The following is a 22,554-nucleotide window of genomic DNA, read 5'->3' as shown; positions in this document are numbered from 1 at the left end:
CTGCTTCCATAAGGGTTGTGAGCTACAGGGCGCTGCTGGCTAAACGATCAAGGGTACGGGCGCGTGCCCACTTCTCAGCATCCAGCACGGACTCCACTGTTAGCTCAGAAGAGCCTGAATGTTCGCTGAGGACGGATTCCACGGTATCCACAATGTCCGTGAAGCGGAGGCGGCCAGCGTGGAAGGCCTCTACGGCTTCTTCATTGGCGGCGTTGAAGACCGCCGGGAACGTGCTGCCCTGCTTGGCTGCGTCTTTGGCGAGGTCCACTGCAGGGAAGGCCACCCTGTCCAGGGGTTCGAACGTCCAGCTGGTCGCCTGGGTCCAGTCGCAGGCCTGGGCAGCCCTGGGAACCCTGTCCGGCCAGCCCAGCCCGAGGGCAATCGGCAGCCGCATGTCCGGCGGCGAAGCCTGGGCAATGATGGAGCCGTCCACGAACTGGACCATGGAGTGGACCACCGACTGAGGGTGAACCACAACATCGATCCTGTCCAAGGGAACGTCGAACAGCAGGTGGGCCTCAATCACTTCAAGGCCCTTGTTGACCAGGCTGGCCGAGTTTGTGGTGACCATGAGGCCCATGTCCCACGTGGGGTGGGCGAGCGCCTCCTGCGGCGTGACGTCGTGGAGCTGTTCCCGGGTGCGGCCGCGGAACGGTCCCCCGGATGCCGTCAGGATCAGCTTTTCGACCTCCTGGTCGGTGCCCGAACGGAGGCATTGGGCGATGGCTGAGTGCTCGGAGTCGACGGGCACAATCTGGCCTGGGCCGGCAGCGGCTTTGACCAGGGCACCGCCGACAATCAGCGATTCCTTGTTGGCAAGTGCCAGGGTGGCCCCGGTGCCGAGCGCTGCCAGGGTGGGCGCTAAGCCGATCGAACCGGTGATGCCGTTGAGGACGACGTCACACTCAATCGCTGCAATCTGTGTGGAGGCGTCCGGCCCAACAAAGATTTCCGGCGCGAAGTTGCTCACGCCGGCCACGGCTGCCGCGGAGTCGATCAATTGGCGCAGGACTGCTGGGTCTCCCTGCGCAATGCCCACGGCTCGAGCCCTGGTGTGGACGGCCTGCTGCGCAATGAGTTCAAGGTTTCCTCCTCCGGCGCTGAGTGCCACCACCTCAAACCGATGAGGGGCGGCATCGACAACGTCAATGGCCTGTGTGCCGATGGAACCGGTGGACCCGAGGATGACGATCTTGCGCGGCTGCATTGCTTAAGTATCCCAGTCGCCACCGGGGGGTGCGAACGGAATGGGGCGTACGTGGAAAAAGCGGCAGTGCTTGACCGCCGCGTTCCCCCGCGTACCGTGGAATCGTGGAATGGCTGTCCTGGTTTGATGCGCGGGACTACGAGTTCGCCCGGCAAGTGCTGCAGCGCGGCACAGCCGTGCTCTACGCAGTTGCGTTCCTCTCGACGTTGAACCAGTTCCCGGCACTCCTCGGCGAGCGCGGCCTGCTGCCTGTACCGACTTTCCTGGACATGGCCCGCAAGCTGGCAAGGCCCACGCTGTTCCAGTGGCACTACTCCGACGCGCTGCTGAAGGCCGTGTGCTGGACGGGGATGGGCGTGTCGATTCTGCTGGTGGCCGGCCTCCCCCAAATGGGCCCTCCGTGGCTGCCCATGCTGGCTTTCCTTGCCCTCTGGTTCCTCTACATGTCGATCGTTAACGTCGGCCAAACGTTCTATGGGTTCGGCTGGGAGATCCTTCTCCTGGAGGCCGGATTCACCGTGGCATTCCTTGGCTCGGACCAGACTCCGCCGCCCACGACCATCCTCATTCTCATTCTGTGGCTCGTGTTCCGGCTTGAATTTGGTGCCGGAATGATCAAGATCCGGGGCGGCCGCGAGTGGCGCGACATGACGGCGATGTTCTATCACCATGAAACGCAGCCGATGCCTGGCCCGCTCAGCAGGCAGGCGCACCTTTTGCCGCGTCCGCTGCACAAGGTGGAAGTGGTGGGTAACCATTTCGCGCAGTTGGTGGTTCCGTTCTTCCTGTTCGCGCCACAACCGCTGGCAAGTATTGCCGCTGGCATCATCATCGCGACGCAGCTGTGGTTGGTGGGTACCGGGAACTTTGCCTGGCTGAACTGGGTGGCGATCATCCTGGCTTTCGCTGCCGTCAGCGATCCCGTGGCCCATGCGGTGTTTCCGTTTATCCCGCTGGAGTGGCACCAGGGCGCCAATACCCCCGCGTGGTGGCTCGCCGTCGTCGTGCTTGTCACCGTTCTGTTGCTGGTGTTCAGCTACCCGCCGCTCCTCAACCTGTTCTCCAGCCATCAGCTAATGAACGCCAGTTTTAACCGGTGGCGCTTGGTGAACGCCTATGGAGCTTTTGGAACGGTGACCAAGCAACGGATCGAGATCGTGGTGGAGGGCACCCTGGCCGAGGAACCCGACGCACCGGACGAGCACTGGCTTGAGTACGGCTTCAAGGGCAAGCCCGGCGATGTTCGGCGACTCCCCCGGCAATGGGCGCCGTACCACCTGCGCTTGGATTGGCTGATGTGGTTCCTGCCGCTGCGAACCGTCCATGAGGACTGGTTCCATATGTTCCTGCAGAGACTGCTGGAGGCCGACAAACCCACGCTCGGACTGCTGCGCCATGACCCGTTCGACGGCGAACGCCCCCGTTGGGTACGGGCGCGCAGTTACCTCTACCGTTTCGCCAGCCGCGCTGAGTTCCGTGAGACGGGCCAACGTTGGGTTCGGGTGCTGCTCCATGACGCGATCCCACCACTCTCGCTGAGTCCTCGACGGCGGCGGCCCTAGCGTTCGACGCCGGCCTGACGTCCGTGAGGCTATCGCGGCGGGGCCGTGGACTCACGAACCACCAGGTGGGTGGCCAGTTCAACCCTGCGGGAATCGATATCTTCACCACGCATCTGGCGCAGGATAAAACTCAGGGCGGAGCGCCCCATCTCCTGCAGTGGCTGCGACACGGACGTCAACGGAGGCACTGACTCCTCCGCCTGGGGTGTTCCGTCAAAGCCCACCAAGCTCATGTCTTCAGGAATCCGCACGTTTTGCCGCCGTGCCTCGGCAAGGACTCCCAGAGCGATGCTGTCGCTGGCAGCAAATATGGCAGTAGGCGGATTTTCCAAGGCCAGCAGTGCCTTCATACCGCGGACTCCGTTTTCCGGTTTGAAGGGGCCGGCGGAAACGTACTCGTCGTCCACGGTTATTCCCGCGGCCATCAGTGCAGCCATGTAGCCGTGCAGCCGGGCCTGGCTGCACTCCGCCGCGGACGGGCCGCCAATGTAGGCGATTTTTCGGTGTCCCAGCTCCAGCAGGTGTGATGCGGCAGCCTTACCTCCAGCCCAGTTGCTCGCGCCCACACTGAAGACGTCGGCAGGCGGTGGATTAAGCGGATCAATGACCACGATGGGAATCTGCCTGCGGTTGAAGGCCTCCAGCTGGGCGGTGCCGAATGCCGAAGTCACCACGATCATGCCGGCACGGCCTTCGTCGACCATACGCTGGGCCCGCGCCTCGGGGCCCAGCGGAGAAGCAGCCTGCCGCCTGGTGATCGAAAGGATCACTTCCATGTCCGACACCGCAGCCTGGTCCATCAAGCCGTTGAGGATTTCCACGCCGTAGGCCGAATTCAAGGAGTCGAAGACAACTTCAACCGCCCGGTGCACCGGGGCACTCTTGCGCTGGAGCGGCGATTTGTAACCAGTGCGATGAAGAGCTGCCATGACCCGTGCACGAGTAGCTTCAGCCACGTCCTCGCGGCCGTTGACAACCTTGGACACTGTGGGCGCCGAGACACCCACTTCGGCGGCCACGGCTGCCAAGGTTAGCTTGCTCGGCCGGAGATCTCGTTCCACAATGCTCCTATTTTCGAAATATTTCGATGCCACCGAGTATGACTCGCATTCGCACGAATCTCAACTTCCTCCTGATAAATGAGCAGAAATTTTTACGGGAAATCGTCTTGACGGCCCGATGGGAACCCTTTAGTTTGGACCGTGACCTAAATCATGGCCGCGAAATATTTCGATATTTTTCGGAGATAGGCACTTTTCGGAAGTGAGCACCGAAGCTTGCTCAGCAGTGCGACTACCCCTGGAGAAGCAATGAAGCAGTTCCAATCATCCCGGCGTTCCTTTCTGGCTCTCGCGGCCGTGACGCCCTTTGCAGTCATGGCAACCAGTGCCTGTGGGACCTCCGGGCCCGGAGGCACGACGGGTGGAGGAGCCAGCATGTGGTTCCTTTCAGGAGAACCGAACCAGACCACAATCCAGAAAGCCGTCGATGCTTTCGTATCGGCCAATCCGGACAACAAGATCGCCGTGACGTACTTCCAGAACGACGCGTTCAAGACGAAGATCAAGACAGCCATCGGCGCCGGCCAAGCCCCCACCATCGTCTACGGCTGGGGTGGCGGAACCCTGAAGACCTACGCCGAAGCCGAACAGGTAGAGGACTTGACCAGCTGGTTCGAGGCCAACCCGGAGCTCAAGAACAAGTTCTTCCCGGCGTCCTTCGGAGCGGCCACGGTCAACGGCAAGATCTACGCCCTCCCCAACCAGTACGTTGCTCCGATCGTCCTGTTCTACAACAAAGAACTGTTTGAGAAAGCCGGTGCTCAGCCGCCAAAGACCTGGGACGACGTCATGTCGTTGGTGAAGACTTTCAACGATATGGGCGTAGCTCCCTTCTCCCTGGGCGGACAGTCGCGTTGGACTTCCATGATGTGGCTGCAGTATCTCCTGGACCGCATCGGAGGCCCCGAGGTGTTTAAGGCCATTTTCGAAGGCAAACCTCAAGCCTGGATGGATCCGGCCGTGATCGAAACCGGCACCAAGGTCCAGGAACTTGTCTCCGCGGACGGTTTCATCAAGGGCTTCTCCTCCATCACGGCTGATTCAAAGGCTGATCAGGCCCTGCTGTTCACCGGCAAAGCGGCCATGATGCTCCACGGTTCCTGGACCTACGGCTCCATGAAAAAGGACGGACAGAATTTCGTCCAGGACGGGAAACTCGGCTTTGCCAACTTCCCAACCCTCCCGGGCGGCAAGGGCGATCCAAAGAACGGCGTCGGCAACCCCGCCCAGTACATGTCCATCTCGGCCAAAGCCACTGACGAGGAAAAGGAAACGGCGAAGAAGTTCTTCAAGGACGGGATCATGACTGATACCGTCATCGACGCATACATCAACTCCGGATCCGTTCCGATCGTCAATGGCATTGAAGACAAGCTCGCGTCATCCGAGGACAAAGACTTCCTGAACTTCGTCTACGATCTCGGCAAGAACGCCCCCAACTTCCAGCAGTCCTGGGACCAGGCCCTCAGCCCGACCGCTGCCGAGGCATTGCTGAACAACATCGACCAGCTCTTCCTCAAGTCGATCACCCCGCAACAGTTCGCCGAGAACATGAATGCCACCCTGGGCAAATGAGCGCCGCCACCACACACAGGGCTGCCAGCGGTCTCCCAAAAAACGAGCTGACGTCGCAGCCAAAGTCCGCCTTGGCCTGGCTGACGCTACCCGCACTGTTATTCTTCGCTGTCTTCGCCGTCATACCCCTGATAGGGGTATTGATCCTCAGCTTCGCCAAATGGGACGGCATTGGCGCCATCGGCGCGGCAGGGATGGAAAATTGGACCTCGGTTCTGGCAGATCCCGATCTCTACAACTCCCTTGGCCTGACCTTCCTGATCATGATTGTCTCCTGGCTCGTCCAGACGCCCATCAGCCTGCTGCTGGGCGTGTTCACGGCAGGCACCCAACGCTATAGGGCGGCTTTGGCAGTCCTGTACTTCTTGCCGCTGCTGCTTTCCTCGGCGGCAGTTGCCATCGCCTACAAAGCGCTGTTGGACCCCAACTTCGGTTTAGCCATGGGGCTGGGACTCCCGTTTCTGGCCCAGGACTGGTTGGGAGTCCCACAATTGGCCCTTGGCTTGATCATCTTTGTGATCGCATGGCAGTTCGTGCCTTTTCATACCCTTATTTACCAAGGTGGCGTCCGGCAAATCCCCAAGTCCCTCTACGAAGCGGCCCAGATTGATGGTGCAGGGACCATCAAGCAGTTCTTCCACATCACCCTCCCTCAGCTGAAATACACCATCATCACTTCGTCAACACTCATGGTGGTGGGGTCGTTGACCTACTTTGACCTCATCTTCGTTCTCACTGGCGGCGGCCCGGGCAACTCCACGCGCATCCTGGCGCTGGATATGTACCTTCGAGGCTTCCGGGCCAACCTCATGGGACCGGCCAGCGTCATCGCGGTCATCCTCGTCGTCATCGGACTTGCGCTTGCTTTGTTCCTCCAACGCCTCGGAGGCAAGGACAAACAAGGCAGCCAATTGGAAGGTATGTAAGGTGAGCACACTCCTGAAAGGCGTTCCGGTCACCGGGTCCCCTTCCCCGAACTCCCCGGTAAAGGCCAAGTTGAGCCCGGGCACACGCCTCAAACGGCTGAATATCCCCGGCGGTCTGGGCGGCTGGATCTGACTGGCCATCATCATTATTCCGATCTACTACATCGTCATCACCAGCTTGAAGACCTCCGAGGGCTACTTCGGGCAGAATCCGATGGCCCTGCCCGCTTCACCGACGCTGGAAAACTACCAGCTTGTTCTTGAGGCCAACTTTTCGACCTACTTCATGAACAGCGTGATGGTCACCTTGGGCTCGGTCATCCCCACCGTTCTGATGTCCTTTATGGCCGCCTTCGCGATCGTCCGTGGGCGCGGCAGGTACTTGAAGTTCGTAAACGGTATCTTCCTTATGGGCCTGGCGATTCCGCTCCAAGCAACCATCATTCCCATTTACCTGATGATCATCCGGTTGAACCTGTACGACAGCCTCCTGGCCATCATGCTTCCGTCCATTGCGTTTGCCATACCTTTGACAGTCCTTATCCTGTCAAACTTCATCAGGGACGTTCCCAACGAGCTGTTCGAGTCCATGCGGCTGGATGGCTGCAGCGACTGGCAGACCATGTGGCGCTTGGCACTCCCCCTGACGCGGCCCGCGATAGTGACCGTGGCCATCTACAACGGCCTGCACGTCTGGAACGGGTTCCTCCTTCCACTGGTCCTCACCCAGAGCCCGGAACTGCGTGTCCTCCCCCTGGGTTTGTGGACCTTCCAAGGCGAATTCAGCGTCAACATCCCCGCCGTCCTGGCTTCCGTCGTCCTGAGCACCCTGCCCATCCTGGTGATCTACGTCCTGGGACGCCGACAGTTGGTCAGCGGCCTGACCGCAGGCTTCAGCAAGTAGAAAGGATTTCCCATGACAAACCCTCAACCCTTGCGAGTCGGCATGGTGGGCTATGCCTTCATGGGCGCCGCCCACTCCCATGCGTGGAGGACCGCGCCCCGCTTCTTTGACCTCCCACTCGCTCCGGAACTGACCGCGGTGGCGGGCCGGAACACGGAAGGTGTACGGGCAGCGGCCAGCAAATACGGCTGGGCCTCCACCGAGACAGATTGGCGCCGCCTCATAGAGCGCGATGACATCGACCTCATCGACATCTGCACTCCCGGCAATACCCACGCAGAGATAGCTATTGCAGCGCTCGAAGCCGGCAAGCATGTCCTCTGCGAAAAGCCTTTGGCCAACTCAGTGGAGGAAGCCGAAAAGATGACGCTGGTGGCCCAGGCAGCGGCCGAACGCGGGGTGTTCTCAATGTGCGGCTTCAGTTACCGACGCACGCCTGCCCTGGCGCTGGCCAAGCGAATGGTGGACGACGGTCGCTTGGGCGAGATCCGCCACGTTCGCGCCCAGTACCTTCAGGACTGGCTCAGCGACGCCGATGCGCCGCTGACCTGGCGACTGGACAAGGCCAAGTCCGGGTCCGGATCCCTGGGTGACATCGGTGCGCACAGCATCGACGCCGCGCAATGGATCACCGGACTCAACATCACCGGAGTCTCGGCGCTGTTGGAGACTTTTGTGAAGGAGCGCCCGGTAGGCGGCGACTTTGTGGGCCTTGGCGGTCATGGTGGCGCGGGCGGACCTCGCGGTCCGGTGACCGTGGACGACGCTGCCCTGTTCACCGCCCGTTTCGAGCGCAAGCACGACGACGGCGCTGACGCCGGCCCACGCGGCAGCGGCACTTCCGGTCCCATCGGCATCTTCGAAGCCACCCGTTTTGCCTTGGGCCGCAAGAACGCCATGCGCCTGGAACTCAACGGCACCAAGGGGTCACTTTCCTTCGACTTCGAGGATATGAACTCCCTGCAGTTCTACGATGCCGCGTTGGAACCCGACGCAGGCTTCCGAAAAATCATGGTTACCGAACCGTCCCACCCCTACACCGCCAACTGGTGGCCCACAGGGCATGGACTCGGCTATGAGCACGGCTTCACGCATCAGGTGGTGGACCTCGTGACTGCCATCAGCGCAGGCGAGCAGCCCTCGCCGTCGTTCGCTGACGCCTTACAGGTGCAAAAGGTGCTGGCCGCCGTCGAGACGAGCGCAGGCAACGCAAGCCGCTGGCAGAACCTGTGAAAGGCAACACCATGAACCGACCCATCACCCTGTTTACTGGTCAGTGGGCCGACCTTCCGTTCGAGGAAGTGGCACGGCTGGCTGGAGAGTGGGGCTTCGACGGATTGGAGATCGCCTGCTGGGGCGATCACCTCGATCCCGAACGCATTGTGGCAGACGACAACTACCTGCAGGGCAAGCTGGACATCCTGGAAAAGCACAAGCTGACCGTCCATGCAATCGCCAACCACCTCACCGGTCAGGCGGTCTGCGACGACCCTATTGACGAACGCCATCGGGACATCCTCAGCCCCTCAGTCTGGGGCGATGGTGAGCCGGAGGGCGTTCGCCAGCGGGCTGCGGAGGCCATGAAGACCACGGCACGAGCTGCCGCGAGGCTGGGAGTAAAGACGGTCACAGGATTCACAGGCTCGTCCATTTGGAAGTGCGTGGCCATGTTCCCACCCGCCTCGGATGCCATGATCGAGCGTGGTTACCAGGACTTTGCCGACCGGTGGAATCCCATCCTGGATGTCTTTGACGAAGTGGGCGTCCGATTCGCGTTGGAAGTCCATCCCTCTGAAATCGCCTACGACTACTGGACGGCCAAACGAACATTGGACGCGGTAGGACATCGGGAGAACTTTGGCCTCAATTTCGATCCGTCCCATTTCATCTGGCAGGACCTGGACCCGGTGATGTTCCTCCAGGACTTTGCGGACAAGATCTTCCATGTCCATGTAAAGGAGTCCGTCAGGCAACTCAACGGACGGAACGGCCGGCTGGGTTCGCATCTCCCATGGGCTGATCCACGCCGGGGGTGGGACTTCGTCACAGCCGGCCACGGGGACGTGAACTGGGAGCCAATCTTCCGCACCCTCAACGCCATTGGCTACGAAGGACCAACCAGCATCGAGTGGGAGGACGCCGGCATGGACCGACTCATAGGAGCTCCGCAAGCGCTGCGCATGGTCCGGGAACTGGCCGCCATACGCCCACCGGCCGCCGCTTTTGACTCTGCCTTTGCAACGCGCTGATCCCAACACCTTTACGCACTCAAACACGCCCCAAACGAAGGAAACCATGACGAGCAACAACAAGACAGCGCTGGTGGTTCGCGGCGGCTGGGACGGACACCAGCCGGTGGAGGCCACAGAGCTGTTCATCCCCTACCTGAAGGACAATGGCTACGACGTCCGCGTGGAGGAATCCCCCAAAATCTACGCCGACCCCGAATATATGGCCACCGTGGACCTGATCGTCCAATGCATGACCATGACCACCATCGAGAAGGATGAATTTGAGGGCCTCCGCGCTGCGGTCGAAAACGGCACCGGACTGGCGGGCTGGCATGGCGGGATCGCTGATTCATACCGCAACAACTCGGACTACCTGCATCTGATCGGCGGCCAGTTTGCCTGCCACCCCGGCAAGCATGCTGACGAGCAGATCGGCGAGCAGTCAGACAACTACGTTCCGTACACCGTCAACATGCTGCCCGCAGCATCCAACCACCCCATCACTCAGGGAATCGGCGACTTCGACCTCGTCACCGAACAGTACTGGGTCCTGTCAGACGACTACATCGACGTCCTGGCTACCACCACCCAGAAAGTCCGCGAGTGGGACCCATGGAACCGCGAAGTCACCTCTCCCGCCATCTGGACCCGTCAGTGGGGCAAAGGAAAGATCTTTGTCTGCACCCCGGGCCACCGCGTGGAAATCCTCCAGGACAGCAACGTCCGCACCATCATCGAAAGGGGCATGTTGTGGGCATCCCGATAAAAGAGGCCAAGCCGCTGAACGCCGATACACCGCTGAACGTGGGAGTTATCGGCTGTGGAGCCATTATCGCCCAGTACTTGGCCAACTTCCGTCGGCTGGATTCCATTAATCTTGTGGCAGTCGCGGATCTGGATCCGGCGCGGGCTCAGGCCGTCGCGGACTCGTACGACGGAGTCCGGGCACTTACCGTGGACGACCTCCTGGCCGCGGACGACGTGGACCTCGTGCTGAACCTGACCATCCCTGCCGCCCACGCGGAGATCGCGCTCAGGGCCATCGCAGCCGGCAAGTCCGTCTACGGCGAAAAGCCGCTGGCGGCCACCACGGCAGAGGCGCAGCAGGTACTGGATGCGGCTGCCGCGGCCGGACTCACTGTGGGCTGCGCACCTGACACAGTGCTGGGAACGGGCATCCAGACAGCCCGTAAGGCCATTGATGACGGACTGATCGGCTCACCTGTTTCCGCTACGGCCACCATGGCGACGCCTGGGCACGAACGTTGGCATCCGAACCCTGATTTCTACTACCAGCCAGGGGGTGGCCCCTTGCTGGATATGGGTCCCTACTACGTCTCGGCGCTTGTCACGCTGCTAGGACCCGTGGTTTCAGTGGTGGGCGCTGCCAGCCATACCCGCAGCGAGCGCACCATCGGTTCCGGCCCCAGGCAAGGCCAAAAAGTTCCGGTGGATATCGACTCGCACGTCACCGGAGTTTTGGTACACGCCTCGGGTGCTTTGTCCACCCTGTTCATGAGCTTCGACGCCGTAAAGACCAAGAGCCCCAACATCGAGGTCCACGGGGAAACGGGTTCGCTGATGGTCCCGGACCCCAATTATTTCGACGGCGATGTGCAGTTGTTCGCGCTTGGTGCCGAGGATTGGGAGACGCTCCCCGTCTCGGCCGGCTACGTGGACTCAGGGCGCGGCTTTGGAATTGCCGACCTCGCAGCGACCCCGGCCGGCCAGGAACCCCGCGCCGGCGGCCAACTGGCTTTCCATGCCTTGGAAGTCATGGAATCGGTGCTGGAATCGGCCAAGAGCGGACAGTCGGTCGCCATCAAGAGCACCGCCTCCCGACCCGCCGTGGTTGAACTGACGGAACTGTCGACGCCGGTGCGCGCCTAGCGCTCAGCACACCCGCCGGGATGACAGTTAACACCTATGTTTCCGCCGAACATGGGTGTTAACTGTCATTTCACGGGGTGTCCGGCGCGGCGAAGTGTCGCTTCGGCGTGCTTGAGAATGGGTCCGTCGATCATCTTGCCCTTGAACTGGAACACTCCCGTGCCCGCAGATGCTGCCGCTTCCAGGAGCTCGGTGGCTTGGGCTATGGCTTCGGGAGTGGGCGCGTAAGCCTCACGGACTACTGCTACCTGATTCGGATGGATGCAGGCCTTCGCGCCGAATCCACTGGAAATGGCGTCGCGCGACTCAGCCAACAGGCCTTCGAGATCCGGGATGTTCACATACACCGAGTCGATGGCTTCCTTGCCCGCGGCTTTGGCGGCGAGCAGTACCGAGGACCGGGAGTGCAGGGCGACGGCCCGGTATCCGCCGTCGTCGTTCCTGCTGGAGAGGCCACCCAGTGACGCCAACAAATCTTCGGCGCCCCACATCAGCCCCACGACGTTCGGTTCTGCGGCGATAGCTGAGGCGTTGACGATACCCGCCGCAGTTTCGCAGAGTGCGATGACCTGATAGCCCTCCAAAGACCTGAGTTGCTCCGCACTCTCCGCCTTTGCCAGCATCACCGTGCTGTAAGGCGTTCTTGCCAAAGCCTCAAGGTCGAGGTCGAACTCGGGCGTCCCCACGGGATTGATCCGAACAATGGTGCGGCTTGGCTCCAGGCCACCGGAACCGGCCTGCTCAAGAATCGCGTCGCGGGCCCCCGGCTTGTCCGCAGGAGCTACGGCATCCTCCAAGTCCAGGATGACGGCATCGGATCGATCGGCGGCCTTGCCGAAACGCTCCGGCCGGTCTGCAGGGCAGAACAAGAGGGCAGGACCCATGGTGAACGGAGTCGCGTTGGAAGAAAGCATGGAGGTCCTTGCTGCTGGTGTCCTACAGAGTTTGGAAATGGTGGTTCAGGACTGCGCGGCGTGCGCTTCCTTGGTCCACATCAGGCAGGTCCGGGTAGCCAAGGCCACCACTGCCCCTTCCTGGTTGCGGCCCGTGTGCTGCATGGTCACCACGCCTTGACCCGGGCGGGACGACGACAGCCGTTTTCCCGTGATCACCGTTTCCGTATACAGGGTATCGCCGTGATAAAGCGGGTGAGGAAAGGTGACATCCGTCAAACCCAACTGCGCAATGATGGTCCCCTGCGTCAACTGGGTCACGGACTGCCCCACCATGGTGGACAGTGTGAACATGGAGTTCATCAGGCGCTGCCCGAACGGCTGCCCGGAGCTCCAGGCCGCGTCCAAATGCAGCGCCTGCGTGTTCATGGTCATGGTGGTGAAAATGACGTTGTCAGCCTCGGTGACAGTGCGGCCGGGTTTGTGGGCGTAAATCACGCCCTCTTCAAGTTCATCGAAGTACAACCCGCGTTGCTCAACCACCCTGGTCATACGGTGAGCTCCTGGTCTTCCTCGAACAGCTCGGCACCAGTAGCGGCCAGGACATCCTCAAGGGTGACGTTGGGGGCCAACTCACGGAGGACCAGGCGCGGGTCACCTTCGTCCTTGACGACGTCGATGACCGCCAAATCCGTGATGATCCGGTCCACGCAGCCTTTCCCTGTGAGCGGGAGCGTGCAGTCCTGGACGATTTTCGGCCGGCCGCTGCGGTCTACATGTTCCATCATGACTATGACCTTCTTGGCACCGAACACGAGATCCATGGCACCGCCCATACCCTTGACCATCTTGCCGGGAATCATCCAATTGGCCAGGTCACCGTTCGCGGCCACCTCCATGGCACCCAGGACGGCTACGTCCACGTGACCGCCGCGGATCATGCCGAAGGACGACGCCGAATCGAAGAATGCAGCCCCCGCATTCGTGGTGACGGTTTCCTTGCCCGCGTTGATGAGGTCGGGATCAACCTTGTCCTCGGTGGGGTAGGGCCCAACGCCAAGGATCCCGTTCTCGGAGTGAAGAATGACCTCCACGCCATCGGGAATGTAGTTGGGGATCAGCGTGGGCATCCCGATTCCCAGGTTTACGTATTGCCCGTTGGTGAGCTCCCTGGCAACGCGGGCGGCCAGTTCGTTGCGCGTCCAGCCTTTGGCCTCGTGATGTTCGACGTCGGCGCGACGGTACTCGTGCCGGACGGCTTCCGGGCGGGGCGGGATGTCGTGGTAGGTATTGTCGGTCATCGATCCGCTCCTGCCCTCAGCGCTACCGTACGCTTTTCTATCCGCTTCTCGTTCGAGGTTGCCACCACTACCCTTTGGACGAAGATCCCCGGAGTGTGGATGTGCTCCGGATCAAGCTCGCCGGGTTCCACCAACTCCTCCACTTCGGCAATGGTGGTCCTGGCCGCCATGGCACAGAGGGGGTTGAAGTTCATCGCTGTCGCGTGGAAAACCAGGTTGCCGTGCCGGTCTCCCTTCCAGGCGTGGACAAGGCCGAAGTCCGGTGTCAGGGACTCTTCCAGCACGTAGTCCGCGTCGTTGAAGGTGCGCACTTCCTTCGGTAAGGAGGCCAGCGCAACGTTTCCGTCGGCGTCGTACTTTTGCGGAAGTCCGCCCTCGGACACCTGGGTTCCCACACCGGCTTTGGTGTAGAAGGCCGGGATGCCGGCACCACCGGCGCGCAGCTTCTCAGCCAGGGTGCCCTGCGGGGTGAGGACTACTTCCAGCTCCCCCGCCAGATACTGCCGGGCAAATTCCTTGTTCTCGCCCACGTAGGAGCTGATGGTCCGCCGGATTCGGCCATCCTTCAGGAGAATGCCAAGGCCCCAGTCGTCCACGCCGCAGTTGTTGCTGACCGTCTCAAGATTCGTAGTGCCTTGCTGGTGAAGGGCATCGATGAGGGAAACGGGGATGCCGCATAAGCCGAAACCTCCCACCGCCAGCGAGGCACCGTCCGGAATGTCCTTCACCGCTTCCGCGGCACTGGCAACAACCTTGTCAATCATCCTTGATCCTTCCCGTACGGTTAGAGACCCAGCTCGCGGGCGATGAGCATCAACTGGACCTCGGTGGTGCCCTCCCCGATTTCAAGGATCTTGGAGTCGCGGTAATGCCGGGCCACCGTGAATTCGTTGATGAAGCCATAGCCGCCGAACACCTGGGTGGCGTCCCGCGCGTTATCCATGGCTGCCTCGCCTGCGACCATCTTAGCGATGGCCGCTTCGGTCTTGAACGGCTTGCCAGCCAGCATGCGGGAGGCGGCGTCGTAGTAGGCAAGGCGGGCAGTGTGGGCCCGTGCCTGCATCCGGGCAATCTTGAACTGGATGGCCTGGTACTTACCGATGTTCTGCCCGAACGCGCTGCGTTCCTTGGCGTACTTCACGGACAAGTCCACGCAACCCTGAGCTGCGCCGGTGGCCAGTGCTGCGATGGCGATGCGGCCTTCGTCAAGGATGGAAAGGAAGTTGGCATAACCCCGGCCACGCTCGCCCAAGAGGTTCGCTTCAGGAACACGGACGTTGTCCAGGGTGAGCGGGTGAGTGTCGGACGCGTTCCAGCCCACCTTGTTGTACGGCTTTTCCGCCCTGAAGCCGGGCGTGTCAGTCGGTACCAGGAGGGTTGAGATTTCCTTCTTGGTACTGCCGTCAGCGTTCTCTTTCCGGCCCGTGACTGCCGTGACGGTGACCAGCGTGGTGATATCCGTGCCAGAGTTGGTGATGAACTCCTTGTTGCCGTTGATGACCCATTCGCCGTTTTCCAAGTGGGCGTTGGTCTTGGTGCCGCCGGCATCCGAACCGGCTTCACGCTCCGTGAGGCCGAATCCAGCCAAGGAACGCCCGGATGCCAGCTGCGGCAGCCACTCTTGCTTCTGCTCCTCCGTGCCGAAACGGTACACCGGCATGGCACCGAGCGACACGCCGGCTTCAAGGGTGATGGCCACCGACTGGTCTACGCGGCCCAGCTGTTCCAATGCCAGCGCCAGCGCAAAATAATCGCCACCCATGCCGCCGAATTCCTCGGGGAACGGCAGGCCGAACAGGCCCATCTCCCCCATCTGCTTCACGACTTCATAGGGGAAGCTGTGCTCTTCGTCGTGCTTGGCGGAGACCGGTGCCACAACCTCGTCAGCGAACTCGCGGACGGAGTCGCTAAGGTCCTGGTATTCCTCATTGAGTTCAAACGTGCTCATCGCTGGACTTCCTCGTCTGTGCTGGTCTTGTCTACGTGAATGGTGGCGAGCACCTGGTCCGCTTTGACCAGGTCGCCGGGTTTGCTGCTGAGGTGGACGGTTCCCGCAACGGACGCCACCAGTTGGTGCTCCATCTTCATCGCTTCCACGGCAAGGAGCGCCTGGCCTTCCTCCACCAGGTCACCGTCGACTACGGACACCGAAACCACCGTCCCGGGCATCGGCGAGCGCACCTCCGGGTCAGCGGCCCCTTCCTCGCGTTGGATGCCGGCGAGCATCCGCCGCAGGCGCTCAGCACGGTTCAGCACCTCGAACCTGCAGGACCAGCCATCGTTGCCGACGTAGATTTCGCGGGCATCGCCTTGGGCAATGCCCACCGCGAAGGTGACCAGGTCGCCGTCGAGCTCCAACGCGATGCTGGTAGCGGTCCGATCCACCGCTTTGATGCTGGAGGGATTCCCGCCGTCGATGCTTGCAGTGACAGTCCCGTCCTCTTCGAGGATGGACACCGTCGTAATTCCACCGCCCGGAACACCAAGGCCGGTTGTCCACGCGCCACGGCCGCCGACGCGCCAGGCGTCGGGCGTCTTCCACGCGTCCCCCGCGAGTGCCGAACCCGTGCGCTCCAGCCAGAGGGTGAGCGCGGCGGCGATCAGTTCGGCGGGACCAGCGTGCCTGAATTCCAGGGACGGCAGCTTGCGCTCGATCAGCCCCGTATCGAGGTGCCCGGCGCGGACCTCGGGATCCTTGATCAGCAACCGCAGATATTCAACGTTCGTGTCGACACCCAGCAGTGTGTAACGGCCGAGCGCAGCGTCAAGGGTATCCAGCGCCGCTGCCCTGTCCTCGCCCCACGCAATGACCTTGGCGAGCATGGGATCGTAGTCCCCTGTGATCTCCAGGTTGTCCTGCATGGCGGAATCGATGCGTACGTTGGCATGGGCCTGCTGCTGCCCGGAAACGGTGGCATCCGCCGCGCCCTGCTCTGCGAGCGCCACAATGCGCCCCATCGACGGCATGAAATTCCGCTCGGGCACCTCGGCGTAGACGCGCGCCTCCACGGCATGGCCCTTAAGTACGACGTCGGACTGTGCCACGGTGAGCACCTCACCGGCCGCGATCCTTACCTGCCATTCCACAAGGTCGATGCCAGTGACCATCTCCGTGACCGGATGCTCTACTTGCAGCCGGGTGTTCATCTCCATGAAGAAGAACTCGTCGGGGTGTTCGTCGGAGACCAGGAACTCGACCGTCCCCGCGCCACTGTAGTTGACCGAACGTGCCGCGTTGCAGGCCGCCTCGCCGATGCGCGCCCGTTCCCCTGCGCCATCGGGCAGTGACTCGAAGAGCGCGGACGGGGCTTCTTCGATGACTTTCTGGTGGCGTCGTTGCAGCGAGCACTCGCGCTCGCCGAGGTGGATGACGTTGCCGTGGTTATCGGCCAGGACCTGGACCTCGATGTGCCGGGGCGCGCGAATGAGCCGCTCAAGGAAGAGGGTGTCGTCGCCGAATGCGGACGCTGCCACACGTCTTGCCGTGACCAGCGTGGAGGCCATGTCCTCGGGCCGTTCCACGATGTGCATGCCTTTGCCGCCGCCACCTGCGGACGGCTTGATGAGCAAGGGGAAACCGACCCTTGGTGCCGCCTCCATCAACTCCTGGTCGGTGAGTCCTGGTTGTGCGATGCCAGGCACACAGGGAACGTCGTAGGCCATCACGTGGTTCTTGGACCGGATCTTGTCTCCCATTACTTCGATGGCGCCAATTCCCGGCCCGATGAACGTGATGCCCGCGGCGTCCAGCGCCTTGGCGAACTCCACATTCTCCGACAGGAAGCCGTAGCCCGGGTGGACTGCCTCCGCGCCGCTTCGACGACACGCGTCGATGATGGCATCGATCTTTAAGTAGCTGTCGGCGGGCGCCGTGCCACCGATGGCGACGGCGGTGTCGGCGAGGGCCACGTGCTTGGCGTCTTTATCCACGTCCGAGTACACGGCGACGGAACGGATGCCCATCTCCTTCAGCGTCCTGATAACGCGGCAGGCGATCTCACCACGGTTGGCAACAAGGACGGCGTTGAAGGTTGGGGCTTCGACCGCCGGGATGGGTGGTGCTGTGGTGGTTGTTGGGAAGCTCATGGTCACATCCTGAAGAGACCGAAGGAGGTCTCGGGCAGTTGTTGGCGTGAGACGACGTCCAGGGCCATGCCCAGGACGCGCCGTGTGTCAGCGGGATCGATAATGCCGTCGTCCCATAGCCTGGCGGTGGAGTAGTAGGGGCTTCCTTGGTCCTCGTACTGTTGCTTGATGGGTGCTTTGAAGGCTTCCTCGTCCTCGGCGGACCATTCCTGGCCTGCGGCTTCGTACTGGTCCCTTTTGACGGTGGCCAGGACGCTGGAGGCCTGGTTTCCACCCATCACGGAAATGCGGGCCGCGGGCCACATCCAGAGGAACCGCGGCGAGTACGCGCGGCCGCACATGGAGTAGTTGCCTGCGCCGAAGGAACCGCCGATCACAACAGTCAGTTTCGGGACCCTCGCTGTTGCGACTGCTGTGACCATTTTGGCGCCGTTCTTTGCGATGCCGCCTTGCTCGTAGTCCTTTCCCACCATGAACCCGGACAGGTTCTGCAGGAAGACCAGCGGAATGCCTCGCTGGTCACAGAGTTCGATGAAGTGGGCGCCCTTCAAGGACGATTCGCTGAAGAGCACGCCGTTGTTGGCCACGATGCCCACGGGGTGGCCGTGCAGGTGCGCGAACCCGGTCACCAGGGTGGTGCCGTAGTTCTTCTTGAATTCATGGAATTCCGATCCATCCACCAGCCGTGCGATGACTTCGCGGACGTCGTATTGGGCGTTCACATCGGTGGGAACTACGCCGTAGATCTCTGAAGGGTCGACGACGGGCGGCAGGACGACGTCGGACACGTCCCAGGCCGGCTGCGCCGGCTTCGGCAACGTCGCCACGATGTCCCGAACGATTTCCAGCGCGTGCTGGTCGTTCTCGGCCAGATGGTCCGTGACCCCGGAAATCCGCGAGTGCACGTCGCCGCCACCCAACTCCTCGGCCGTGACGATCTCCCCAATGGCCGCTTTGACCAGCGGTGGGCCGCCCAGGAAGATGGTGCCTTGGTTGCGGACAATGACCGTCTCGTCGCTCATCGCCGGCACGTAGGCGCCGCCGGCCGTGCACGACCCCATGACGGAGGCGATCTGCGGGATCTTGGCCGCAGACATCCTAGCCTGGTTGTAGAAGATCCGGCCGAAGTGCTCCTTGTCCGGGAAGACCTCATCCTGCTTGGGCAGGAACGCTCCCCCGGAATCGACGAGGTAGATGCATGGAAGCTTGTTCTCCAACGCGATTTCCTGGGCCCGGAGGTGCTTCTTCACAGTCATGGGATAGTAGGTGCCGCCCTTGACTGTGGCGTCGTTGGAGATCACCAGGACGTGCCGGCCATGGACGAGGCCGATGCCGGCGATCACCCCGGCGCCGGGAGAATCGTCGTTGTACATGCCGTTGGCCGCCAAAGGTGCAATTTCAAGGAACGGGCTGCCGTCATCCAGCAGGAAATCAATGCGCTCCCGCGGCAGAAGCTTCCCCCGGGCGATGTGCCGCTCCCGGGACTTGGCCGGGCCGCCAAGTGCCGCCGTCGCCAGGCGTTGCCTCAGTTCGTCCACCAACGCCAGTTGCGCTTGCTGGTTGGTCTCAAAGGTGCCGCTGGCAGCTCCCGTCAGACTGGCAATTGTCTCCATTGACCCCTGTTCCATTCCCGGCCGCAGGCCATCTCGGTTAGTGCCACGTAACTGAAATTTAGGTTAGTCTTTATTAACTGTGATGTCCAGCACAGGCGGTCCCGCAAGCGCTGGGCCTGGACCGGCGCAAGGAGGAAGACGTGACCGCAGGTCAGGAAGCACGCATCGAGGGCACCCGAGCCGCCGCCACGCAACGCGGCCAGGCGAAGGAGCTCCGCAGATTGGCCTTGTTGTCCGCTGCTGCCGGACTCTTTGCGGAGAACGGTTTTACGCGCGTGTCGCTCGAGGACCTCGGAGCAGCAGCAGGCGTCAGTGGGCCCGCCGTCTACCGGCATTTTCCCGGCAAGCAAGCGGTCCTCGGAGAGTTACTACTCAGCGTCAGCCGTGACTTGCTGGACGGTGGACTGCGGGTAGTGTCGGAGTCCGAAGATCCACGGACCGCGCTGAAGGGACTCATCCAGTTCCAGGTCGATTTCGCCCTCAGCAATCCTGACGTCATCCGTGTCCAGGACCGGGACTTCGGAAGCCTCAGCGACGCCGACCAGGCAGAGGTCAGGTCACTGCAGCGCAGTTACGTCGAAACGTGGGTAGACGTCTTGGCCCGCATACACACAGACGCAGATGTCTCCGGCCTCCGTGTCCGTGCACACGCGGCCTTTGGTTTGATCAACTCCACACCCCACTCAGTGCGCCACCACGGCAGGAAGATCGCCATGAAGTCAGCCAGGCCTATCCTGGAACAGATGGCCCTGGCGGCTCTCACTTCAGCCTGATCGCCACGCCTCGTTGGCGGATTCTCACACGGTGCGGGGCGCCCTGTTCACTCGAGCGATCCCTTGATGAGCGCGACGAGATCATCACCATGCGTCAGTTGCGGATGGTGCCCGGCACCCGGCACCGAGATCAGCTGAACATTCGGAAGTGACTTGAGCTGCTCAACCACACCCGGGGCCAGGGGGTCATCGCTTCCAGTGACGATGCGGACCGTGCCGGTGAATCGCCCCAGCGCTTCCCGAAGCCCGGTACGCCACGGCTTCGATCCCGCAAGGGCGAGGTGCTCGGATACCCTCTTGGCACTGCTTCGCTTGAGGTCACTGAGACTGGACTCCAGACCAGCCGCGCTCCCTCCTGATCCGGTCAGTTGGTGTGACAGCCGCGCCGGGTTGACGTGTCGCAAGTAGGCGGACACGAGCGGCCGCAGTCTGGCCGGGCCACCCATCGGGACCTGGAGAAAGAATGGTGCTATCAGCGTGAGGGACTTAACCTGCCCCGGGAGCCGGTCAGCCGCGACTACCGCCGCAGCCGCACCGATCGAGTGGCCAATGAGGTCAGCAGGTTCCCCACCCAACACAGCAGGCAGCCACTTTTCCCAGTCCTGAACGCCTGTTCCACCACTGAGGCCGAGTCCGGGCAGGTCTACAACCCGGGCGCCGATGCCCGACGCCACGTCGGCCCACGTATCTGCGTTGACCGGTAGGCCGGGAAAGACCACCCTGCTGGACCTTGCTACGCCGAGCTCAAATGTCCTTTGACCGCCAACGTCGGCGAATCGACGACCGTCAGCCGTGACGGCGCCAAACCGATGCGCAGCCAAGTGGTCGGCCCACCGCTCCAGCGACACCAGCACATCCGGCATCGGGATCCTGTGCCTGGCGGCGAACTCGGTGGCTGAATCTGTCGGATAGCGGTCAGCGGACATGAACGTCAGTGTCTCGGGATCTGCCTTGGTGATCCGCTGCGGGAGCCGCTTGATGACACCGATCGGCATTCTTACCCGCGGGACCTTGACCCCGAGATGACGGCCAACGTGCGTGAGCAGATCTGCAAGCGGCGGGGTGGCGTCGTCGAGAATCCAATAGGCCTTGCCGGCAGCAACCGGATCGACCGCCGCTGCAGTCATGAAGGCCGCCAGATAGTCGACCGTGACGACCGGAAGGAACGTCTCTTGGTTTCCAGGCAGTGCGGCCATGGTGCCGTCCCAGATCTGCCCAATGGTGGTGGCCAGCCCGATGAGTTGATCGGACTCACCGGTCACGCTGTCCCCGATCACACTGGCCGGATTGACGATGGTCCAGGGGACTCCCCGCTCCAGCGCCCGGGCTTGAAAGATGGCGTCGGATTCCACCTTTGAGGCTTCATAGGCTCCAAGTTCCTCATAGACCGCGGTGCGATGGTCCTCTGACCATGGAACGGTCGCAGGGTCCTGCCCGCCGACGCGGTAGCCTGAGACGTGGACGACGCGCTGCAGATTGGGGAGTTCTTCGGCAAAGTCAATGAGCTTCTCGACAATGCCGACGTTCGCACTGCGCGCCTCCTGCGCGGTCATTCCGAACCGATACAACCCGGCGCAGTTATGGATCTCGGTGATGAACGGGAATGCCGAGGGGCCGCCCTCGATGATCTCTGGAGCATCGAAGTCGACGATCGTCGTGCGGATGCTCCCCACCAAACCATGCTCCCTGACCCATCCCTCGACCCGCGCTCCGGACTCTGGGGTACGAACTGCCGCCGTGACGTTAGCGCCAGCTTCAGCAAGGGACAGGACGAGGTGCCGGCCGACCATTCCCGAAGCCCCGAAGACCAGGGCGTGGCGGGAGTCTTCGTGCGGTGTCATCGCGCCCCGCCAACGGTCTTGCATCGCTGGTTGATGAGCGCCTCCACGACGTCAGCGGCCGAAAACAGGGGTTGGGTGCTTTGCGTGGCGCGAGAGACGATCACCGCCCCCTCGATCGTCGATACAACAACGGTTGCCAAGGACCGGGCCTCCCCGGCGTCAAGACCGCCGGCCTCGAGGAGCGCGGACGTCGGAGCTATCCAGGACTCGAAGGCAGCGGCACACGCCTGCCTCAGCCGCTCGCTTTCCGCGCCCATCTCCAGGGTGACGACGGAGACCGGGCAACCAAGCCGGAAGTTGCTCTCACTGACGATGGCGGCTAAGACCTCAATCGCGGTACGGGCAGCCTCAGCCACACTCCCAGCGGAAATTGCGGCCTCTGCAATGAGCGCCTCGAACTGCTTCGCGGCGAGCTCGACCGCTGCGACGCCCAGCCCCTCCTTTCCATCGGGGAAGTGGAAGTAGACCGATCCCTTCGGTGCTCCGGCGTGTTCGATCACAGCATTCAGCCCCGTGCCGCTGTAGCCACTGGTCTGGATGAGCTGGAGCATGGACTCCGCGAGCCGTGCTTTTGTCAGGTTCCCTTTTATTGCCATAAGCAAATAATAGACCGGTCTATATATTTTGCAAACCGCTGACTGCCCTGCGCACAAGCCAGCAGTGGGTCGTTCCGGCGTACCTAGGACTCCCA

The 22,554-nt window shown here is 62.1% G+C and carries 21 protein-coding genes; 10 read left to right on the top strand and 11 right to left on the bottom strand.

The features are described from left to right. Positions 1-22: 22 nt before the first annotated feature. Positions 23-1,207, bottom strand: a complete 1,185-nt coding sequence (dxr, locus tag A477_RS0113145) for a 1-deoxy-D-xylulose-5-phosphate reductoisomerase (RefSeq protein WP_017199446.1) — start codon at positions 1,205-1,207, stop codon at positions 23-25. A gap of 104 nt (positions 1,208-1,311) precedes the next feature. Here dxr and A477_RS0113140 point away from each other — a divergent pair, with 104 nt between their 5' ends. After that, positions 1,312-2,769 (top strand): lipase maturation factor family protein, encoded by a 1,458-nt coding sequence (locus tag A477_RS0113140; protein WP_017199445.1) that lies wholly within the window; start codon positions 1,312-1,314, stop codon positions 2,767-2,769. 29 nt (positions 2,770-2,798) lie between these two features. On the opposite strand, the gene A477_RS0113135 is transcribed toward A477_RS0113140, so the two are convergent. After that, the gene (locus A477_RS0113135) at positions 2,799-3,830 is read right to left on the bottom strand and encodes a LacI family DNA-binding transcriptional regulator (protein ID WP_017199444.1); all 1,032 of its coding nucleotides are present in this window, start codon (positions 3,828-3,830) and stop codon (positions 2,799-2,801) included. A gap of 249 nt (positions 3,831-4,079) precedes the next feature. Here A477_RS0113135 and A477_RS0113130 point away from each other — a divergent pair, with 249 nt between their 5' ends. Genes A477_RS0113130 through A477_RS0113100 form a run of 8 tightly spaced genes read left to right on the top strand, consistent with a single transcriptional unit; the run spans position 4,080 to position 11,356 of the window. Beyond that, a complete protein-coding gene (locus A477_RS0113130; RefSeq protein WP_017199443.1) occupies positions 4,080-5,405 on the top strand; it encodes an extracellular solute-binding protein in 1,326 nt (441 codons plus the stop codon). Next, complete coding sequence (locus A477_RS0113125; protein WP_017199442.1) at positions 5,402-6,331, top strand: carbohydrate ABC transporter permease; 930 nt, start codon at positions 5,402-5,404, stop codon at positions 6,329-6,331. Before A477_RS0113130 ends, A477_RS0113125 begins: the two co-directional genes overlap by 4 nt. A gap of 1 nt (position 6,332) precedes the next feature. Beyond that, positions 6,333-6,464, top strand: a complete 132-nt coding sequence (locus A477_RS23865) for a hypothetical protein (RefSeq protein WP_286130200.1) — start codon at positions 6,333-6,335, stop codon at positions 6,462-6,464. Beyond that, complete coding sequence (locus tag A477_RS22315; protein WP_237715798.1) at positions 6,465-7,235, top strand: carbohydrate ABC transporter permease; 771 nt, start codon at positions 6,465-6,467, stop codon at positions 7,233-7,235. Positions 7,236-7,247: 12 nt separating this feature from the next. After that, positions 7,248-8,468 (top strand): Gfo/Idh/MocA family protein, encoded by a 1,221-nt coding sequence (locus A477_RS0113115; RefSeq protein ID WP_017199441.1) that lies wholly within the window; start codon positions 7,248-7,250, stop codon positions 8,466-8,468. Positions 8,469-8,479: 11 nt separating this feature from the next. After that, positions 8,480-9,484, top strand: coding sequence for a sugar phosphate isomerase/epimerase family protein (locus tag A477_RS0113110; protein WP_026005596.1), 1,005 nt, complete (start codon positions 8,480-8,482; stop codon positions 9,482-9,484). 46 nt (positions 9,485-9,530) lie between these two features. After that, positions 9,531-10,232 (top strand): ThuA domain-containing protein, encoded by a 702-nt coding sequence (locus A477_RS0113105; RefSeq protein WP_026005595.1) that lies wholly within the window; start codon positions 9,531-9,533, stop codon positions 10,230-10,232. Continuing rightward, on the top strand, positions 10,217-11,356 hold the full coding sequence (locus tag A477_RS0113100; RefSeq protein WP_017199438.1) for a Gfo/Idh/MocA family protein: 1,140 nt from the start codon (positions 10,217-10,219) through the stop codon (positions 11,354-11,356). Before A477_RS0113105 ends, A477_RS0113100 begins: the two co-directional genes overlap by 16 nt. A gap of 65 nt (positions 11,357-11,421) precedes the next feature. On the opposite strand, the gene A477_RS0113095 is transcribed toward A477_RS0113100, so the two are convergent. From A477_RS0113095 to A477_RS0113065, 7 genes are read right to left on the bottom strand one after another with little or no spacing between them, the layout of a single operon-like run. Beyond that, positions 11,422-12,270, bottom strand: coding sequence for an HpcH/HpaI aldolase/citrate lyase family protein (locus A477_RS0113095; protein ID WP_017199437.1), 849 nt, complete (start codon positions 12,268-12,270; stop codon positions 11,422-11,424). Positions 12,271-12,315: 45 nt separating this feature from the next. Further along, the gene (locus tag A477_RS0113090) at positions 12,316-12,801 is read right to left on the bottom strand and encodes a MaoC family dehydratase (RefSeq protein ID WP_017199436.1); all 486 of its coding nucleotides are present in this window, start codon (positions 12,799-12,801) and stop codon (positions 12,316-12,318) included. Further along, positions 12,798-13,550: a CoA transferase subunit B gene (locus tag A477_RS0113085; protein ID WP_017199435.1), complete on the bottom strand. Its 753-nt coding sequence runs from the start codon at positions 13,548-13,550 to the stop codon at positions 12,798-12,800. The genes A477_RS0113090 and A477_RS0113085 overlap by 4 nt, the downstream gene beginning before the upstream one ends. Then, on the bottom strand, positions 13,547-14,314 hold the full coding sequence (locus A477_RS0113080) for a CoA transferase subunit A (protein WP_017199434.1): 768 nt from the start codon (positions 14,312-14,314) through the stop codon (positions 13,547-13,549). The genes A477_RS0113085 and A477_RS0113080 overlap by 4 nt, the downstream gene beginning before the upstream one ends. 20 nt (positions 14,315-14,334) lie before the next feature. Then, a complete protein-coding gene (locus tag A477_RS0113075; RefSeq protein WP_017199433.1) occupies positions 14,335-15,498 on the bottom strand; it encodes an acyl-CoA dehydrogenase family protein in 1,164 nt (387 codons plus the stop codon). After that, on the bottom strand, positions 15,495-17,636 hold the full coding sequence (locus A477_RS0113070; protein ID WP_017199432.1) for an ATP-binding protein: 2,142 nt from the start codon (positions 17,634-17,636) through the stop codon (positions 15,495-15,497). Before A477_RS0113070 ends, A477_RS0113075 begins: the two co-directional genes overlap by 4 nt. A 2-nt stretch (positions 17,637-17,638) precedes the next feature. Beyond that, positions 17,639-19,249: a carboxyl transferase domain-containing protein gene (locus tag A477_RS0113065; RefSeq protein WP_017199431.1), complete on the bottom strand. Its 1,611-nt coding sequence runs from the start codon at positions 19,247-19,249 to the stop codon at positions 17,639-17,641. A 140-nt stretch (positions 19,250-19,389) separates the two neighbouring features. On the opposite strand from A477_RS0113065, the gene A477_RS0113060 reads away from it, so the two are divergent. Further along, positions 19,390-20,022, top strand: a complete 633-nt coding sequence (locus A477_RS0113060; protein WP_017199430.1) for an SACE_7040 family transcriptional regulator — start codon at positions 19,390-19,392, stop codon at positions 20,020-20,022. Positions 20,023-20,069: 47 nt separating this feature from the next. Here the strand turns inward: A477_RS0113060 and A477_RS0113055 are convergent, their stop codons facing one another. Then, a complete protein-coding gene (locus A477_RS0113055) occupies positions 20,070-21,863 on the bottom strand; it encodes an alpha/beta fold hydrolase (RefSeq protein ID WP_017199429.1) in 1,794 nt (597 codons plus the stop codon). Continuing rightward, positions 21,860-22,459 (bottom strand): TetR/AcrR family transcriptional regulator, encoded by a 600-nt coding sequence (locus A477_RS0113050; protein ID WP_020372821.1) that lies wholly within the window; start codon positions 22,457-22,459, stop codon positions 21,860-21,862. Before A477_RS0113050 ends, A477_RS0113055 begins: the two co-directional genes overlap by 4 nt. Between the last annotated feature and the right edge of the window lie 95 nt (positions 22,460-22,554).

This window comes from Arthrobacter sp. M2012083, from assembly GCF_000281065.1.
In the GTDB taxonomy this organism is placed as follows: Bacteria; Actinomycetota; Actinomycetes; order Actinomycetales; family Micrococcaceae; genus Arthrobacter.
This window is presented reverse-complemented; position numbering and strand designations above follow the sequence as displayed.